Source organism: Thiopseudomonas acetoxidans, from assembly GCF_030362935.1.
Classification (GTDB): domain Bacteria; phylum Pseudomonadota; class Gammaproteobacteria; order Pseudomonadales; family Pseudomonadaceae; genus Thiopseudomonas; species Thiopseudomonas acetoxidans.
Window position 1 is genome coordinate 165,390 of record NZ_JAUCDY010000006.1, and the last position, 17,748, is coordinate 183,137.

The window sequence follows — 17,748 nt, forward strand, 5'->3', positions numbered from 1 at the left end:
GTTACAGCTTAGAATATGCGACCTTTCGTACGTGCATAGAGCATTTGCGAAAGTTTTATTCATTTTAAATATAGGAAAAAAGTTTAATGGTAACTATCCGTCTAGCACGTGGTGGCTCTAAAAAACGTCCTTTCTATCACGTGACTGTAGCTAACAGCCGCAATGCTCGTGATGGCCGTTTTGTTGAGCGTATCGGCTTTTTCAACCCAGTTGCACGTGGCGCAGAAACTCGTTTGTCTGTAGACCAAGAGCGCGCAAACTACTGGATCAGCCAAGGTGCCCAGCCATCTGAGCGCGTTGCCCAGTTGTTGAAAGAAGCTGCTACTCAAGCAATTGCTTAAGTATCGCTTGTAGAGTAGAACGCACATGAACACTGACGATTTAGTCGTAATAGGTAAGATCGGCGCGGTGCATGGTGTGCGCGGGGAAGTTAAAATTCATTCGTTTACCGACCCTGTTGATAACCTGCAGGATTACCCCAAATGGACATTGCGCCGTGAGAAGGAAACCAAGCAGGTTGAGCTGGCGAGTGCTCGTTTCCAAGGCAAAGGGCTAGTGGCTAAAATTCAAGGCGTGGATGACCGTGATATTGCACGGACCTATGCAGGTTTTGAAATTTGTGTGCCGCGTAGTGAATTTCCTGAGCTGGAAGAGGGTGAGTTTTACTGGTATCAGCTCATAGGTTTGCAAGTGATTACTCAGGACCAGCAATTGCTGGGACGTGTCGATCACTTACTCGAAACCGGTGCTAATGACGTCTTGGTAGTAAAGCCCTGTGCTGGCAGCCTAGACGGTCGTGAGCGGTTGCTGCCTTACACTGATCAGTGCGTTATCGCCGTTGATTTGGCGCAAGGCATCATTAGCGTTGAATGGGACGCTGACTTTTAGTCGGGCATCATGTTAAGTGTTGCTGTTATTAGTCTGTTTCCCGAGATGTTCGCCGCTATAACCGAACATGGCATTACCCGTCGAGCAGTAGAGCAAGGGCTGGTCAGCATTGATTGCTGGAATCCACGCACCTTTACTGAAGACCGCCATCAAACTGTGGATGACCGACCCTTCGGCGGTGGTCCTGGGATGGTGATGAAGATTGAACCGCTGGAGCGTGCGTTGGCAGCAGCCAAACAAGCGCTGGGCAAGCCCGCTAAAGTGATATATATGTCACCGCAGGGTCAGCCCTTAAAGCAAGCAGCGGTGAGCGAACTGGCGCAAGCAGAGGCTTTAATTCTGATTGCCGGACGCTACGAAGGCATTGACGAGCGATTTATCGAGGCGCACGTTGATGAAGAATGGTCAATTGGTGACTATGTGTTATCCGGTGGTGAGTTACCGGCCATGGTACTGATTGATGCTATTACGAGGCTTTTGCCTGGTGCATTAAACCACGCAGATTCCGCAATAGAAGACTCATTTAGCGATGGTCTACTCGATTGCCCGCATTACACACGACCGGTCACGTATGCGGGTACAGATGTTCCACAGGTGCTGCTTAGCGGCAACCACGAACATATCCGGCGCTGGCGATTGCAGCAGGCTCTAGGCCGAACTGCAGAGCGTCGCGCTGATCTTCTGGATAGCCGCTCGCTTTCTGGAGAAGAGCAAACGCTGTTGGACGAATACTTTGCCCAGCAGGACGATAGTTAAGGTATCGATGGTAAATTTTAAGATTTACCTTAGGAGCAAACAATGACAAACCCAATTATTCAGCAGATTGAAGCTGAACAGATGATCAAAGAAATCCCTGCCTTTGCGCCGGGTGATACAGTAATAGTTCAAGTAAAAGTTAAGGAAGGCGATCGTCAGCGTCTTCAGGCATACGAGGGCGTAGTTATTCGTAAGCGCAACCGTGGCCTAAACAGTGCTTTTACCGTACGTAAAATTTCCAGCGGTGTAGGTGTTGAGCGTACTTTCCAAACCTACAGTCCTCTAGTAGACAGCATCACCGTTAAACGTCGTGGTGATGTGCGTAAAGCCAAGCTGTACTACTTACGCAACCTGTCTGGTAAAGCTGCTCGTATTAAAGAGAAGCTCAGCCGCTAAGCAGGCAAAAGAAAGCAGCCCAAGTGGCTGCTTTCTTGTTTTTAGGCTGAATAAAGGTAATTAATATTGCAGCAAAATAAACAGCTTATCGACGATTTTTTGCAGCAACTCTGGCTGCAGCAAGGTTTGTCCGAAAATACACGGGCAGCCTATGCGAATGATTTGCGTCAGTTTGTTTTGTGGTTAACAGAGCAAGAACTCGCTCTGCTGCTGGTTCAACGCAGCCACGTATTAGAGTATCTTGCTTGGCGTCTGCAAGAAGGCTACAGAGCGCGCTCAACAGCACGTTTTATCTCAACCCTGAGGCGTTTCTATCAGTACCTGCTGGAGCAACGACTGATTAGCGAAGATCCCAGCGTGCTGGTGGATTTACCCAAGCTGGGACGTTCCCTACCCGATAGCCTGAGCGAAGCAGAAGTTGATGCCTTGCTTGATGCACCCGATACTGAAACACCCTTAGGCATGCGTGACCGCACCATGCTTGAAGTGCTCTATGCAACAGGCTTGCGCGTTAGTGAGCTGGTAGGGTTAAGTTTAGATGAAGTAAGCCTGCGCCAAGGTGTCGTGCGGGTGGTCGGTAAGGGTAATAAAGAACGCTTAGTGCCCATGGGGGAGCAGGCGTTAGATTGGCTCGAAGAGTATCTGGAGCAAACGCGTCCAATATTGTTGGGCGGCAAAACTCCAGATGTTGTGTTTCCCAGTCAGCGTGGTCAGAAAATGACGCGGCAAACTTTTTGGCATCGAATAAAAATTCACGCGCAAACGGCGGGTATCCGTAAACCACTGTCACCGCATACCCTAAGGCATGCTTTCGCTACGCACTTACTGAATCACGGCGCGGACTTGCGTGTCGTGCAGATGCTGCTTGGGCACAGTGACTTGTCGACTACGCAGATCTATACCCACGTTGCGCAGGCACGTTTACAGCAATTGCATGCAGAGCATCATCCCCGTGGCTAGCGCTGCACGTTTTCTATCATTTAAATAAAAAGTTAATACAACCGAGGAACACACCATGCTTCAGCGTCGTACCAAAATTGTTGCCACTATCGGCCCTGCTAGTAATAGTCCGGAAATACTTGAACAGTTAATACTGGCTGGCATGGATGTGGCGCGCTTGAATTTTTCCCACGGTACGGCTGATGAGCATCGCCGGTTGACGGAGCTGATTCGCCAAATTGCGAGAAAAAATCAACGCTACGTGGCGATATTAGGCGATTTGCAAGGGCCGAAGATTCGTATTGCGCGTTTCGCTAATCAGCGCATAGAGCTCAACACAGGGGACCCTTTTGTCTTCTCTATCAGCCATCCTAAAGACGCGGGTAATCAAGAGCGAGTAGGGGTGGATTATCCTGATCTGGTGAAAGATTGCACCGTTGGCGATGAGCTATTGCTTGATGACGGCCGTGTAGTGATGCGTGTTAAAGCCGTTACTGAGGACGAGCTACAATGTGTTGTTTTGCAGGGCGGCCCCCTGTCAGACCACAAAGGGGTTAACCGTCGCGGCGGCGGTTTAACTGCGCCTGCGTTAACCGAAAAAGATAAGCAAGATATCCTTTTGGCTGCTGAGTTAAAGCTTGATTACGTGGCGGTTTCATTTCCTCGTGATATGGCTGATATGCAGCTTGCGCGTGAGCTCTGTGTTGCGGCTGGCAGTCAGGCGTGGTTGGTGGCTAAAATTGAGCGTGCTGAAGCCGTTAAAAATGACGAAGTGCTCAGTGGCCTGATCGAAGCCAGTGATGCAGTTATGGTGGCGCGTGGTGATTTGGCGGTAGAAATTGGTGATGCTGAGCTAGTAGCTATTCAGAAGAAAATCATTGCCGCTGCACGCCGGCAAAACACAGCCGTGATTACCGCCACACAGATGATGGAGTCCATGATTAATAACCCCATGCCCACGCGTGCAGAAGTGTCGGACGTGGCTAACGCGGTACTGGATTACACAGACGCAGTGATGTTGTCGGCAGAAACGGCAGCAGGGCATTATCCGGTGGAAGCCGTTACGGCGATGGCGCGAATTTGCGTGGGCGCAGAAAAGAGTCCCACCATGCACCGCTCATCGCATCGACTAGGTTTAGAGTTCTCCCGCCAAGATGAGAGCATTGCGCTGGCGAGCATGTACATTGCCAACCACTTTCCCGGAGTCAAAGCGATTGTGGCGCTGACTGAAAGCGGTTACACGCCTTTGGTGATGTCACGTATTCGCTCGTCGATTCCTATTTATGCCTTTGCGCCAACGCGTATGGCGCAGGCACGTACTTGTTTATTTCGCGGAGTTTATACCGTGCCCTTTAATCCGTCTGAATACCCTGAAGAACAGGTTTGCTACATGGCGGTGCGTAAACTGGTTGATTTAAATCTAGTAGCAGAAGGTGATTGGGTCATTCTGACCCAAGGTGATAAGCATCATAATATTGGTAGTACTAATGATATGAAGCTGCTGCAGGTGACGGCTGAACTTGTTGTTTCCTAATAGGTTATCAGGCATACAAGGCCGGTCTTTAACGTGCCGGCTATCGTGCGTTTCGCTTGTCTGGTTGCTGGAATTGGCTTTTTTTGCTACACTCAACGGCCGACTCTATGGAGGAAGTGATAATGAGAGTTAAGAATTCAGCTGCTAATAAAAAAGCAGCCGATGCTGCAACCAGTAGTGATTTGCTAAGTGCGCAAACGGCAGCATTTTTAAAGAAAGGCGGTAAGATTCAGGAAATACCACGTGGCAAGAGCGGTCAGCAGAATATCAGTTACTTTAAGCGTTCCAACGCTAAATAGTTTGTTGGACTGGTAGTCAAGAATTAAAAAACCCCAGTATTCGTTAATGCGGATGGTGGGGTTTTTTCTATTTAATAGGTTAATATAAAGCCGGTTTGGTGGTACTCGCTATGCAAAAACCTTTTTTCTTGCTGCCTGCACCTCTATCTTTTGGCCTAGTGATTGGTATGGCTTGGCTGCTTGATAACCTGTGGCCATGGCCGTTAGCCAATGATCTGTGGAGCTTTTATGCAGGCTGCGGCTTTATTGATGTGGGTGCTGTGTTGTTGCTTTGGAGCGCCTGGCTAATGTTTTGGCGTAAAACCACCTTAAGTCCCTATGGCAAGCCGCAAAGGTTGCTGCAAGAAGGGCCTTTTTGCTTCAGTCGTAACCCTATCTACCTAGCTTTTTTAGTCATTTATATCGGTATCGCCTTGCTTTGGGCGCAGCTGTGGGCGTGGATACTATTACCCTTAGCGGTTTTGTTGCTTAATTTCGGTGTGATTCGGCATGAAGAAAAGCTATTGTTACAGCATTTCGGTGACGAATACGTTCAATACTGCAAAAAAGTACGCCGCTGGTTCTAGTCATACTTTGTTGAGTCTAAGAAAACTTACTGATGAAAAAACTATCTTCTTTAGCCGCTTTAGGCGCTTTGGTGTATAGCACTGATGCAGGCAGGCACTGCGATGGTTGTGCACAGCCGCAGGCAGACTGTGTTTGTGAGCAGCAGGCCGAGATTCTGGGCGATGGTCAAGTTCGCGTTCGGCGTGAAAGTAAAGGGCGTGGTGGCAAAACAGTTACCGTGGTGACAGGTTTGCCACTCACTGCGGCGCAGTTGAAAGCTATTTGTGGTGAGCTGAAAAAGCGCTGTGGCGTAGGTGGCTCGGTCAAGGGTGCAACTATAGAAATTCAAGGTGATCAAGCTGAAGCTGCGTTGGCATGGCTGCAACAGCAAGGCTATCAAGCAAAACGCAGTGGCGGTTAATAGCCAAAAGCAGGGCGTTTAACCCTGCTTAATCCAGCTCGTAATCATAATCGGACAGTTCTTTGTTTAATCGACGTTCTTCCAGCAGATTATCGATGATGCGGCGTTTTGTGAGCGTGTTTTTGCTTTCTTCAACAATGACTTCGGCATCATCAATACTCACTTCTTCGTCATCGACAAAATCATCATCGAGCTCTAACTCTTCTTTGCTCATGCAAGCCTCCTCAGCTATTAATAATGCATAAAATTTATGGCGCACCTTATATATCGAAATGCGGCAGATAGAAATGCAATTTTATTAATAAGGTTTCCTTGATTGATTACTAAAATTAATCATCTGAGGTTTTGTTTTTGTATTCACATAGGTCTTCGATGCGACAACTGCCACAGCGAGGCTTGCGTGCCTGACATACATAACGACCGTGTAGGATCAGCCAGTGGTGTGCATCAAGAAGAAACTCCTTGGGTACAAGGCGTAACAGCTTCTTTTCCACCTCAAGCACATTCTTACCGGGCGCTATGCCTGTGCGGTTGCTCACGCGGAAGATATGGGTGTCCACTGCCATGGCTATCTGGCGAAACGCTGTGTTAAGCACCACGCTGGCTGTTTTACGGCCTACACCGGGCAGGGCTTCTAACGCTTCGCGTGTATCAGGCACCTGACTGTTATGGCGCTCGATAAGCAAACGGCAAGTTTCAATCACGTTTCTGGCTTTACTGTTGTACAGACCAATGGTTTTAATGTAGTCGCTCAACCCTTCGACACCCAGCGCGTACATAGCTTCTGGAGTACGAGCGACTGGGAATAATTTGTCGGTTGCTTTGTTAACGCCTACATCGGTGGCTTGTGCGGACAGGATGACCGCTATGAGTAACTCAAAAGTGGATGAGTAGTTGAGCTCGGTTTCTGGATTGGGATTATCTTCACGTAGACGGCTAAAAATTTCGTAACGTTTTTGTGCATTCATAGCGTTATAAAAAATTAGGTAGTTCGGGCAGTTCAACGGTTGCGGACTCAGTGGGAGCCAATACCAAGGCTTCGCCCTGAACCACTGTCTTACCCGCTTGATTCAGCACATTGGTGGCTATGCGAACTCGGTTTTTCGGTAGTTTTTCCAACACTTCTAGCTCAATGCTGAGTTGATCGCCCAGCTTAACAGGGCGGGTAAAACTCAACTGTTGACCTAGGTAAATACTGCCGGGTCCTGGTAGCTCAAGAGCGATGGCCGCGCTAATCAAGGCACCACTGAGCATGCCGTGGGCAATGCGCTCTTTAAAAACGCTGGTGGCTGCGAATGTTTCATCTAAATGAACCGGATTACGATCACCGGAAACCGCAGCGAACATCAATAAGTCGTGCTCGGTAATAGTTCTTTCGACGGTGGCGCGTTGGCCCACTTCAAGTTGATCGTAGGGAATGCTGGTAGCAGTGTTCGACATGAGAATATTCCTTGTACGCAAGCTCTAGGCTTGCAGGTAAAATTAGGCGTTGAAGTGTAAATGAGCGGCTGGAGATTGTCACCGTCTTGTCGGCAGGCTAGTCCTGCCGTACGTTGTGCTTAATCCACTCGATAATGTCTTGCATAACCCGTTGCGAGTTTTTTTCATTTAGAGGTTCATGGCGCATGTCTGGATAAAGTTTTACATCCACGAAACGATTGCCAGACTCACGAAAAGCGTTGGCTAAATCGAGTAGCCGGTGTCCTTGGTGGATAGGATCCTGCTCACCGCCAAAAATTAAAATAGGCAATAGATTATCTATTTGCACCAAATTATTAATGGGCGTGATGCGTCTTAAGCCGTTGAGCAAGTCAACCCAGAGCTGGGTGGTAGAGACAAAGCCGCACAGCGGATCTTGCGCATAGAGTTTAACTTGTTCTTCATCGCTACTGAGCCAGTCATGCGCAGTTTTTCGTGGCTTAAAAGCACGCTGATAGCGATTGTAAATTAACCAGTGCAAGAGTTTACTACGCCCCTGCTTGCCCAAACGCCAGCGTTCAAGGCGGGCCACCAGCAGCGCGAGTCTGTATCTAAGGGTGGACTGAATATAAATAGAGCTTGATAAAATTGCGCCTTGTACGCTGCAGCAATACTGCAACAAATAATCGATTACCAGATAGCTGCCAAGACTGTGGCCAAAGATGAAAATTGGTTTTTCGTGATGCTGCTGGCGGATATGGTGGTTAAGACAGCGAATATCATCCAGCGCCAACTTCCAGCTGTTGTGATCGCCGAAGTGACCCTTTACGCCAAAGCTGGCGGTAAAACCGTGGCCACGCAAATCAAGGGCGTATAACGCAATACCGGCCTTAGCTAAGGCAGCGCCTAGATGAGCATAGCGCTTGCTGTGTTCCGCCATGCCGTGCACCAACATAACAATGGCGTCTGGTTCTTGCGTTGGGCTCCAGTGATTGACATGAAACTCAGTGGAGTCGCTGGCGGTTAACCAAAAGGATTCGTGATGCATTACAGTTCTCCTGCCACTAACGCTTTACTAGAGTCTATTACGTATTATTGTTTTTGTAAGCTGGTTTACCGTCATCGTAGTAGCAAAGTCGTGACTAAGCATTAGATTTTAGTCTTGTTATGACTTTTCGTGCATGGGTTACGCTAGTCGCATTTTTTAAAAACTGCTAATCTGCAGGGCACTAGGTACAAAAAAGTCTTGCACGAGTGAAGGTAACTATAATTGCATGTGTACGGCGCTTAACAACTAAAATCTAAAATAAGAATTGATTGGGAGTTAGCTTGGATGAACGAGAACATCTGGAAAGATAAGTATCCCGCAGGTATCGCCAGTGAAATTGACGCGGATCTTTACCCAAATATTCAAGCCGTCTTAACAGAGTCGTGCGAAAAGTATGCTGATAAGCCTGCATTTACTAACCTAGGCAAAACGCTTAGCTATGCAGAGGTGTATCAACTGTCGGGTGACTTTACGGCTTGGCTGCAGCACAACACTGATTTGCAGCCTGGAGATCGCATTGCTATTCAGCTGCCCAACGTGCTGCAGTACCCTGTGGTGGTGTTCGGCGCCATTCGCGCAGGTTTAGTGGTGGTCAATACCAATCCGCTGTATACCGCCCGCGAAATGGAGCATCAGTTTACCGACTCGGGCGCCAAAGCCATTGTGTGCTTAGCCAACATGGCGCACCTGCTTGAGAAAGTGTTACCCAGCACTGAGATTAAGACTGTTATTTTGACCGAGGTAGGTGATTTTTTACCCCCCGTCAAACGTTTCGTTGTTAACTCGGTGGTTAAATACATTAAAAAAATGGTGCCGGCATTTCATATACCGCAAGCATATTGGCTCAATGATGTGCTGAAACAAGGCAACAAAAAAATCGCCCGTAATGTCAATTCAGAATCCCAGTCAGTGGCTGTTTTACAGTACACCGGCGGCACTACAGGTGTGGCCAAAGGCGCCATGCTGACCCATAGAAACCTTATCGCCAATATGCTGCAAGCCCGTACCATGATGGCCTCTAACCTAGGCGAAGGGGAAGAAACAATCGTTGCACCGCTACCGCTGTATCACATATACGCATTTACCTTTCACTGCATGGCGATGATGATGACGGGTAATCATAATTTATTGATTACCAACCCGCGCGACTTGCCCAGCATGATTAAAGACATGTCAAAGTGGAAGTTTTCTGGATTTGTCGGACTAAACACCCTGTTTGTAGCGCTTTGTAATAACGAGGCTTTTCGCAAGCTGGACTTTTCCGCCCTGAAAATGACGGTTTCAGGCGGTATGGCATTACAGATAGCTGCAGCTAAACGCTGGGAAGAAGTTACCGGCGCTAAAATATGTGAAGGCTACGGCATGACCGAAACCAGCCCCATTGCCACAGTGAACCCCATTGAGAACATACATTTGGGCACTATCGGTATTCCTGTTCCCTCAACGCTGTGCAAAGTAATTGACGATGATGGTAATGAGCTGCCACTGGGCGAGCCAGGTGAGCTCTGTGTCAAAGGCCCACAAGTGATGAAGGGCTACTGGCATAACGAAGAAGCTACCCACCAAATGTTGGATGAAAACGGCTGGTTGCGTACCGGTGATATAGCCATCATTCAAGAAGATGGTTATTTGCGCATTGTTGACCGCAAAAAAGATATGATTTTGGTGTCTGGCTTTAATGTTTACCCCAATGAAATTGAGGATGTATTGGTTAGCATGCCAGAAGTTTTACAGTGCGCAGCGATAGGCGTGCCCAGCGAGAAAAGTGGCGAGGAGATTAAGGTTTTTATTGTCTTACGCGAAGGCATGAGCCTAACCCAAGAGCAGGTGATTAAGCACATGCGCAAAAGCTTAACCAGCTATAAGGTGGCGCGGACTGTAGAGTTCCGTGATGAGTTGCCCACCACGAACGTGGGTAAAGTGTTGCGGCGTGAACTGCGTGATGCAGAGTTGAAAAAGCTGGCTGCAGCTCAAGGCTAGAACGTTATGCTGCATGCCCAGCTAACAATAGGGGGGCGTGTAGCAGCCTGTTTATTACAGCTCAGGCTCAAAAAATACGGTTTGATTGCGACCTAGGTTTTTAGCATGGTACATCGCAATATCGGCTTGCTTGATCAACTCAGCTTCCGTTTTTCCGTGCTCTGGATACATGCTCACCCCACAACTGAGCGATATCTGCGACACTTGCCCGTCAATCTCAAATGGCTGCAAAACATGCTCATGTATGCGTCTGGCAATCAGTAGCGCATCTTCTTTGCTGGGGTTCCCCGCCAATAAGATCACAAACTCATCACCACCAATGCGTGCCACTATGTCCGTGTCACGCAGGGGCGTTTTGATGCGCTGGGCTGTTTGCGCTAACAATTGGTCGCCATACTGGTGGCCAAACATATCGTTAATCGGCTTGAACTCATCCAAATCAATGAAGATGATGGCTAAATTATGCTTTTCGCGTTGTGCCATTTTAAGCGAGTGTTGAAAGACTTCTTGGAAATAACGGCGGTTGGCCAAGCCTGTTAATGAATCAAAGTTAGCCTGACGCCAGATAAGCTCTTCGTTAGCTTTTTGCTTGCTGATATCGGCAAACAGAGAGATACGGAATTTAACGCTGCCGTCGGTATCGTAGGTGCTGTTAATGGATAACAGCTGCGGGTAGAGTTCACCGTTTTTGCGTCGGTTCCATACTTCGCCTTGCCATTGGCCTGAACCGTTAAGGCTGGCCCACATCTCATCATAAAAGCTGGCGCTGTGTCGACCAGACTTCAAAATTGAATGATCGTTGCCTATCGCTTCTTCAGCGGTATAGCCTGTTATTTTTGTAAATGCGGGGTTTACATGAATAAAGGTTCCATGAGCATCAGTGACGGCTATGGCTTCACTGCTGGTGTGGTAAACGGTTTCGGCCAGCTTTAACAGCGCGGTATTTTGACTGCGCTCAATAACCAGTCGGACTAAATTAGCCGCATTTTCAATTAGGTTGATTTCTCGTTTGTTGGGTGCGCCCGGTTGATCTTTAAAAAAGTTAAGTACGCCAGCTACCTTGCCATCCACGTCAAAAATCGGCTCTGCCCAGCATGCCAGCATTCCTGCGCGCACCGCAGCACTGGCCGTTTTTACTTGTTTGGCTTGTGTTGACAGCTCGTCGGTAATAATACGCTTGCCGTAAAAAGCAGCTTGGCTTACGGAGATACCGTCGCTAGTAATTTTTATTTGTTGCAAGGCATGGTGTAAGAACGTGGGCAGGCTAGGTGCAGTAGCTAGTTGCAGGCTAACTCCATCTAGGCTACGTAAGAAAATAGCACATTTAATGTGCTGGTTTTCTTTTTCAACGGCACGGATGATTGAGCCGAATATTTCATTGGCGGTTTTGTTACGCGACAACAAATCGAGCACCTGATTGTGTAAACGTTCACGGCTAAGAGCGAATTCTTGCTCGCTAATATCCAGCTTAACCGCCACATAGTTGACCAGCTTTTTCTGCTCATCAAACACGGGCGCAATCCAAGCTTGCTCCAGATAAATATCTCCGGTTTTGGTTTGGCTTATAAAACGGCCGTTCCAATTTTGTCCACGGGCAAGGGTTTGCCACAAGTCCACATAGGTTTCGTGGGGTGTTTTGCCTGAATTGAAAATGCTTGAATTTTTGCCAATCAACTCTTCAATGCTGTAACCAGTAAATCTGCAGATAGTCGGATTGACGTACTCAATAAAGCCTTTTGGGTCGGTGACCAGAATAGAAGTAGGGCTGCGCTCAATCGCCACTCGCAAGGCTCTAAGGCGGGTCTCGGTCAATTTGACGCGGTTCGTCAGCTTCGCTAGGCGTCTTCTGCTTTGCGCGTATAGAATACTTAGCAGCGCAAGCCCTGTAAGTGTGGCAGCACTAAACCACAGCCACAACTGGTGCTCAGCTAAGGATTTAGGTAACAGCAATGCACTGGCGCCCAGTAGTGCGAAAACTGCCAAGGTGGCTAGGGAATAGCGAAGAATTTTACGCAAAATGACAGCCTTTTTTGCAATATCCATATAGATGGGTTTCTAGCAAAAAATATGCTTAGAAAGCAGAGTTTGATCAAGCGAACTAAGCGGTATTTTACTCTAGTATGCAGTAGAGTTAAATAGCCATCATTGTTGTTTGTAATCACCTATTCTTTGCATGGTTTTGTTTTTTATGTGTTTCTTTCTTGACTGAATGAATACGCAAAGATGATAATAGTTATCATTATGTGTTACCTGGATTATTAAAGGACCCCTGTTTATGCAACTCCCTTTTTTACGATGCGCCACGCTATCACTGGCGTTGTGTACTGGAACGGTCATGGCCAACACAGTAGAGCAAGCTTTGGATGAAAATACGGCCCACAGCCAAGCCGCTCAACGTTCGCAACAACAGGTGGAGCAGCTGGATGATGCAACGCAAAAAATGCTGCAGGAGTACCGCACCGCGCTACTAAAAACAAAAACGCTTACGGGTTATAACAAGCAGATGCGTGAACTGGTAGCAGCGCAGCAGCAAGAACTCGCCGGCTATCAGCAACAATTAGCAGACCTACAAGATACCGAAGCCGCTGTGACTCCACAAATGCAGCGGATGCTAGAGGTGCTGGAGCAGTTTATCAGTGCTGATTTACCTTTCTTGCCCTATGAACGGCGCGATCGTTTAGAAACCTTGCAGGACTTACTGCCACGCGCTGATGTGTCTATTGCCGAAAAATACCGCCGCATTCTAGAAGCCTACCAAATTGAAAGTGATTACGGTCGCACACTCGAAGTCTGGCGCGATGCGCTTAAGCGTGACGGAAACGAGCTGAATGTGGATTTTTTACGTTTAGGCCGTTTGATGCTGTATTACCAAACCCCAGACGGCCATGAAACCGGTTGGTGGAACGCGCAAGCGAAAGAATGGCAAGTGCTTAATGGCAATGCACGTCGGCCTGTGGCTCAGGCGATTGCCATTGCACGGCAGCAAAAATCACCCGATTGGTTAGCTTTGCCGATAAAAACACTGGCATGGGAGGCGCAGCAATGAAAAAACTCATCGTGGTGCTGGCGCTGCTCTGTTCCGGTACTGTCCTAGCCGACAGCCTAACGCCCGACCAATTACTGCAACGCATCCGTGCCGAAAAAGCCAGCGAAGAACAACTGATGCAAGAGCGTGAACAGCGTTTCTTAGTCGAAAAAAATCAGCAGCAGGCAATCTATCAACAAGCCATGCAGGCGTTACGCACTCAGGAGCGTGAAGCTGCCGAGCTTAAAGCGCAATTTGAAGAACTAGAGCAGCAACTGACCGAACAGGAGCGTCAATTAAAAGAGCGCACCGGCGAGCTGGGTGAGTTATTCGCTGTATTGCGCCAAAGCGCAGGCGACATTGCAGGTCAGTGGCAGGACTCCATGCTCAATGTACAGCAGCCTAAGCGGGTGGCGCAATTTGAGCGTTTTGCTAATAGCCGCAAACTGCCCAGTGCTGAAGCCGTTGAACAGCTATGGCTAACCCTTCTTGAAGATATGACCGCTAGCGGCAAAGTCGAGCGTTTTGATGCGCCCGTCATTAGTGCAGGCGGTGAGCGAAACATTACTAGCGTGGTGCGCGTGGGGCCTTTTTCCGCCTATAGCGATACGGATTTTTTAGTGTATCAAGCCGGTGATGATGCGTTGCGCGCGTTACCTAAACAACCTAACGGTTTAAGTCAGGTAAAAAACTGGTTAACCGCCAGCGAACCCGTTGCGGTACTGCCAATTGACCCGACCCGCGGCAGCTTGCTGGAACAGCTACAGCACCAACCCACTTTTTACGAGCGAGTTAAACAGGGCGGTGTGGTTGGTTGGGTGATTATTAGCTTGGGTGTGCTGGGCTTTGTGCTGGCCGCATGGCGTTTGCTGGAATTGCAGCAAGTAGTGCGCTCAGTACGTATACAGATGCGTGATTTGTCGAACCCTACGCTCAATAACCCCTTGGGGCGCGTGCTGGGTGTGCTGGGCCCACAACCCGAGTTAACAGACCTGGAAACCCTAGAGCTGAAACTGGATGAAGCCGTTATGCAAGAGGTACCTAAGCTAGAACGCGGGCAGGGTTTACTAAAATTACTGGCAGCAGTTGCGCCCTTGCTTGGACTGCTGGGTACAGTCACAGGAATGATCATCACCTTCCAAGCTATTACCCAAGCCGGTGGTGGCGATTCTCGGTTGATGGCAGATGGTATTTCACAGGCCTTGGTCACCACGGTGCAGGGCTTGGTGGTGGCTATTCCGTTACTGTTTTTGCACAGCATTTTGGTCGCGCGTAGCAAGGGCGTGGTGCGACTGCTAGAGCAACAGTGCGTTGGCTTATTGGCGCTGCATATGTCAGCCAAGGAATCCCGTGACTAATTGGCAAAATACTTGGTTTTGGCTGGTCGATAGCAGCCACGCACTGCTCGACTTAATGGGCGCTGGTGGCTTGGTTATGTGGCTACTGGCCGCATTGTGCGTATTATTTTGGACGCTGATGCTGGAACGCTTTTGGTATATGCAGCGCCAGTTTCCAGCGTGGGTCAAAGAGCGTCATCAAGCATGGCAGCGTTTGTGTCAGGAAGAGTTCAGTAACGGCTGGCCGCGTACAGTGCGCTCAGCTTGGATTGCTCAAGCCCATGAGCAACTGATCACGCCATTAACTGTTATTAAAGCCTTGGTCGCGCTGTTTCCATTGCTGGGTTTGCTGGGCACGGTAACCGGCATGGTGGCGGTGTTTGATGTGTTGGCATTGAGCGGCACCGGCAACCCACGTGCTATGGCTGCTGGTGTTTGGCAGGCGACATTACCCACTTTAGCCGGCATGGTATTAGCCATTGGTGGATTATTTAGTATCGCGCACCTTGAGCGTAATGCTCGGCGCGCATTAGGCCGGCTGTCTGATCAGCTTAGGCATGAATAAGGTGGTAAAACGATGAGAATGCGTCGTTACAGCTATAGAACAGAAGAAGAGCTCGGCATTGACCTCACGCCTATGCTGGACGTGGTGTTTATCATGCTGATTTTCTTTATTGTCACCAGCTCGTTTATTAAAGAGTCCGGTATGGAGGTTAATCGCCCTCAAGCAGACACCGCGAGCAGTCAGGATAAAGGCAATATTTTGATTGCCGTAACCGCTGATGGCCAGGTGTGGCTGGATAAGCAGGCCGTGGATGTGCGTACCGTGCGCGCCCATGTTGAACGGCTACGCCAAGAACAACCCGAAGGAATTGTGGTGGTGCAGGCGGATCAAGATGCGCGCACGGGTTTGGTGGTGCAGGTAATGGATCAAGCGCGCATGGCCGGTGTTGTTGATGTGGCCTTGGCGGCCTCGACGGAATCGAATTAATGGCGCGTTGGTTGATCTCTTTTGCAATTGCTTTGTTGGCTGTGTTGGCCAGCTTTGCGATTATTTTGTGGATGATCTCACCACCGCAAGCGTCCGTTGAAAACAAGCTCGTACAGGTTGGCCACTTTATTCCCATGAGTAAAAATACGTCCGATGCCCAATCCCGTAGCCGCCTGCAAGCACCCGAACCGCCGCCGGATGTAGAGCCACCTAAACCGCAAACGCCACAAACCACACAGAACCAAGCCGTGCCAACCTTAAAACTGGATTTGGCCGCACCTAAGTTAACCAGCTCAATAAGCATTCGCGCGCATGCCATGCCCAGCCTTGATGCCATTGAGCCAAGCACAGCACAGACAGCCGCACCGAGCGCGCCTGCCGCGCCGGGTAAAGACTCAGAAGTAACCCCGCTCAATGACGTATTGCCGGAATACCCAGATGTGGCGCGCCGGCGTGGTATCGAAGGCTATGTCAAACTAACCTTTACCATCAGCGCGCATGGGCGGGTAGAAAACATCGAAGTGCTTGAAGCTCAGCCAGCCAATGTGTTTGATCGCTCTGCACGCCGCGCCGCTGCACGCTGGCGTTTTACCCCACGCATGGAAAACGGCATCGCTGTCCCGCGTCACGTGGAAAAAATTATTGAATTTAAACTCGAGCCAGCGAGGTAATGTATCCATGCGTTGGTTAGTTTTATGTTGCTGTTTATTGTCGGGTTTAGCCTTGGCGCAGACGATAGACATTAAAACCCTGCGTGCTCTACAGGCTGCCCAAAGCGCGCAAGAACAGGGCGAGTTCAACAAAGCCGAACAACTACTCAGACAACTTCAGCCCGAAAAGGGCAGTTACGCAGAGGCTTTAATTTGGCGTACTCATGGTTATGTGGTTTGGCAAAAAAATCACATAGCTCATGCCGTGCAGTTGCTAGAGCAGGCGTATAAAAGTGGTCAATTGACCGATGAGCAACGCCAGGAAGATGCGTTAAGTTTGGCTAAGTTAAATACCCAACTGGAAAGACCTAAACAGGCGTTAGCCTATTTAGAGCATGTGCTAGACAGCCAAGAAAGCTTGGAGTTGCGTATATACAACTGGCAAATGCTCGGACGTTACGACCAAGCCTTGCCTTTGGCGGAACGCTATTTGGCTAAGCAAAGCGCGATTAGTGATCAGTGGTTGAATTTTATGGTCGCCGCCAATGCTGAGTTACGTCGTTTTCCAGCAGCGCAAAAATGGCAAAAACAGCTATTGGCGCGCCATCCACAGCAAGTAGCACAGTGGCGACAGCTGGCTGCTTTACAGCAAATGAGCGGTAACTATGTACAAGCCTTTGCCACCTTGCGCACGGCCTATCAACAAGGATTGGCATTTAGCGAGGCGGATTTGGATCAGCTAGTGGCTTTAGCCAGCGCCGCTGAACAGCCATGGCAGGGCGCACGGCTGTTAAACGAGCTGATGCAACAAGGGCGCTTAACCAAAACCACCGCCCGCCAAGAACGCTTGGCACAGCTACAATGGCAATCACGCGAACGCAGCTTGGCCTTGGCACACTATCAGCGCCTGGCCGAACAAAGCCAACAAGCCAAACACTGGCTAACCGTGGTGCAACTAGCCAGCGAACAAGAACTCTGGCCGCAAGCCAAACAAGCCCTACAAGCCGCAGCCAAAGCCGGTGCTAGCCGTAAAGAAATCCGCAGCTGGCAAGACTGGCTAAACACCACCACCGAACCCTAACTGTAGGAGCATTCCACTAGTCCGTGCTATTGATGTGGAGTGCTTCTGTGGGAGTGCCCCTGTGGGAGTGCTTCTGTGGGAGTGCTTCTGTGGGAGTGCTTCTGTGGGAGTGCTTCTGTGGGAGTGCTTCTGTGGGAGTGCCCCTGTGGGAGTGCCCCTGTGGGAGTGCCCCTGTGGGAGCGCAACTCTTGCGCGAAAAAAACCACCCAGCCACGCCGAACCACAATCGCGCATAAGATGCGCTCCTACAAGAGCCGCGCCCAAAGGTCGGCAACGCACCAGCTGCTTTTTTACTGTGGGAGTGCCCCTGTGGGAGCGCAACTCTTGCGCGAACAAACCCTCCAGCCACACCAAACCACAATGGAATGCCCCCCTAAAGTTGGACTGCTTCAACTCTAGGAGATGAAGCTATGTCTAAACCGAAACATGACAGCCGCT

Annotated in this window: 21 protein-coding genes; 16 read left to right on the forward strand and 5 right to left on the reverse strand. The window is 49.3% G+C overall.

Annotated features, from left to right (window positions below; all coding sequences use genetic code 11):
• Positions 1-86 precede the first annotated feature (86 nt).
• From rpsP to QEZ41_RS06940, 9 genes are all read left to right on the forward strand, one after another.
• Positions 87-341 carry a 30S ribosomal protein S16 gene (rpsP, locus tag QEZ41_RS06900; protein ID WP_289410658.1) on the forward strand — a complete coding sequence of 85 codons (255 nt, stop codon included), beginning with the start codon at positions 87-89 and terminating at the stop codon, positions 339-341.
• A 25-nt stretch (positions 342-366) separates the two neighbouring features.
• A complete protein-coding gene (rimM, locus tag QEZ41_RS06905; protein ID WP_289410659.1) occupies positions 367-888 on the forward strand; it encodes a ribosome maturation factor RimM in 522 nt (173 codons plus the stop codon).
• 9 nt (positions 889-897) lie between these two features.
• Positions 898-1,644, forward strand: a complete 747-nt coding sequence (trmD, locus tag QEZ41_RS06910; RefSeq protein WP_289410660.1) for a tRNA (guanosine(37)-N1)-methyltransferase TrmD — start codon at positions 898-900, stop codon at positions 1,642-1,644.
• Positions 1,645-1,686: 42 nt separating this feature from the next.
• Positions 1,687-2,040 (forward strand): 50S ribosomal protein L19, encoded by a 354-nt coding sequence (gene rplS, locus QEZ41_RS06915; protein WP_289410661.1) that lies wholly within the window; start codon positions 1,687-1,689, stop codon positions 2,038-2,040.
• 63 nt (positions 2,041-2,103) lie between these two features.
• Entirely contained in the window at positions 2,104-3,000 is an 897-nt protein-coding gene (gene xerD / locus QEZ41_RS06920; RefSeq protein WP_434556799.1) for a site-specific tyrosine recombinase XerD, read from the forward strand.
• Between the two features lie 55 nt (positions 3,001-3,055).
• Positions 3,056-4,513, forward strand: a complete 1,458-nt coding sequence (pyk, locus tag QEZ41_RS06925) for a pyruvate kinase (protein ID WP_289410663.1) — start codon at positions 3,056-3,058, stop codon at positions 4,511-4,513.
• A gap of 122 nt (positions 4,514-4,635) precedes the next feature.
• Positions 4,636-4,812 carry a hypothetical protein gene (locus QEZ41_RS06930; protein ID WP_289410664.1) on the forward strand — a complete coding sequence of 59 codons (177 nt, stop codon included), beginning with the start codon at positions 4,636-4,638 and terminating at the stop codon, positions 4,810-4,812.
• A 110-nt stretch (positions 4,813-4,922) separates the two neighbouring features.
• Positions 4,923-5,378 carry a methyltransferase family protein gene (locus tag QEZ41_RS06935; RefSeq protein WP_289410665.1) on the forward strand — a complete coding sequence of 152 codons (456 nt, stop codon included), beginning with the start codon at positions 4,923-4,925 and terminating at the stop codon, positions 5,376-5,378.
• 29 nt (positions 5,379-5,407) lie between these two features.
• Positions 5,408-5,779 carry a translation initiation factor Sui1 gene (locus QEZ41_RS06940; RefSeq protein WP_289410685.1) on the forward strand — a complete coding sequence of 124 codons (372 nt, stop codon included), beginning with the start codon at positions 5,408-5,410 and terminating at the stop codon, positions 5,777-5,779.
• A 28-nt stretch (positions 5,780-5,807) separates the two neighbouring features.
• On the opposite strand, the gene QEZ41_RS06945 is transcribed toward QEZ41_RS06940, so the two are convergent.
• From QEZ41_RS06945 to QEZ41_RS06960, 4 genes are all read right to left on the reverse strand, one after another.
• Positions 5,808-5,993, reverse strand: a complete 186-nt coding sequence (locus tag QEZ41_RS06945) for a PA3496 family putative envelope integrity protein (protein ID WP_289410666.1) — start codon at positions 5,991-5,993, stop codon at positions 5,808-5,810.
• A 115-nt stretch (positions 5,994-6,108) separates the two neighbouring features.
• Positions 6,109-6,747 carry an endonuclease III gene (nth, locus tag QEZ41_RS06950; RefSeq protein WP_289410667.1) on the reverse strand — a complete coding sequence of 213 codons (639 nt, stop codon included), beginning with the start codon at positions 6,745-6,747 and terminating at the stop codon, positions 6,109-6,111.
• Between the two features lie 4 nt (positions 6,748-6,751).
• A complete protein-coding gene (locus QEZ41_RS06955; RefSeq protein WP_289410668.1) occupies positions 6,752-7,219 on the reverse strand; it encodes a MaoC family dehydratase in 468 nt (155 codons plus the stop codon).
• Positions 7,220-7,316: 97 nt separating this feature from the next.
• Entirely contained in the window at positions 7,317-8,246 is a 930-nt protein-coding gene (locus QEZ41_RS06960; protein ID WP_289410669.1) for an alpha/beta hydrolase, read from the reverse strand.
• A 285-nt stretch (positions 8,247-8,531) separates the two neighbouring features.
• Here QEZ41_RS06960 and QEZ41_RS06965 point away from each other — a divergent pair, with 285 nt between their 5' ends.
• Positions 8,532-10,226, forward strand: a complete 1,695-nt coding sequence (locus tag QEZ41_RS06965) for a long-chain fatty acid--CoA ligase (protein WP_289410670.1) — start codon at positions 8,532-8,534, stop codon at positions 10,224-10,226.
• 54 nt (positions 10,227-10,280) lie between these two features.
• Here QEZ41_RS06965 and QEZ41_RS06970 read toward each other — a convergent pair whose 3' ends face one another.
• Positions 10,281-12,269, reverse strand: coding sequence for a sensor domain-containing diguanylate cyclase (locus QEZ41_RS06970; protein WP_289410671.1), 1,989 nt, complete (start codon positions 12,267-12,269; stop codon positions 10,281-10,283).
• A 232-nt stretch (positions 12,270-12,501) separates the two neighbouring features.
• On the opposite strand from QEZ41_RS06970, the gene QEZ41_RS06975 reads away from it, so the two are divergent.
• Genes QEZ41_RS06975 through QEZ41_RS07000 form a run of 6 tightly spaced genes read left to right on the forward strand, consistent with a single transcriptional unit; the run spans position 12,502 to position 17,310 of the window.
• Positions 12,502-13,272 carry a DUF3450 domain-containing protein gene (locus QEZ41_RS06975; RefSeq protein ID WP_289410672.1) on the forward strand — a complete coding sequence of 257 codons (771 nt, stop codon included), beginning with the start codon at positions 12,502-12,504 and terminating at the stop codon, positions 13,270-13,272.
• Complete coding sequence (locus QEZ41_RS06980; RefSeq protein ID WP_289410673.1) at positions 13,269-14,609, forward strand: MotA/TolQ/ExbB proton channel family protein; 1,341 nt, start codon at positions 13,269-13,271, stop codon at positions 14,607-14,609. Before QEZ41_RS06975 ends, QEZ41_RS06980 begins: the two co-directional genes overlap by 4 nt.
• Before the next feature lie 55 nt (positions 14,610-14,664).
• Positions 14,665-15,153 (forward strand): MotA/TolQ/ExbB proton channel family protein, encoded by a 489-nt coding sequence (locus tag QEZ41_RS06985; protein WP_434556800.1) that lies wholly within the window; start codon positions 14,665-14,667, stop codon positions 15,151-15,153.
• Between the two features lie 12 nt (positions 15,154-15,165).
• Positions 15,166-15,579, forward strand: coding sequence for an ExbD/TolR family protein (locus QEZ41_RS06990; protein WP_289410675.1), 414 nt, complete (start codon positions 15,166-15,168; stop codon positions 15,577-15,579).
• Positions 15,579-16,250: an energy transducer TonB gene (locus QEZ41_RS06995; RefSeq protein ID WP_289410676.1), complete on the forward strand. Its 672-nt coding sequence runs from the start codon at positions 15,579-15,581 to the stop codon at positions 16,248-16,250. The genes QEZ41_RS06990 and QEZ41_RS06995 overlap by 1 nt, the downstream gene beginning before the upstream one ends.
• A gap of 7 nt (positions 16,251-16,257) precedes the next feature.
• Positions 16,258-17,310, forward strand: a complete 1,053-nt coding sequence (locus tag QEZ41_RS07000; protein WP_289410677.1) for a tetratricopeptide repeat protein — start codon at positions 16,258-16,260, stop codon at positions 17,308-17,310.
• Positions 17,311-17,748 lie beyond the last annotated feature (438 nt).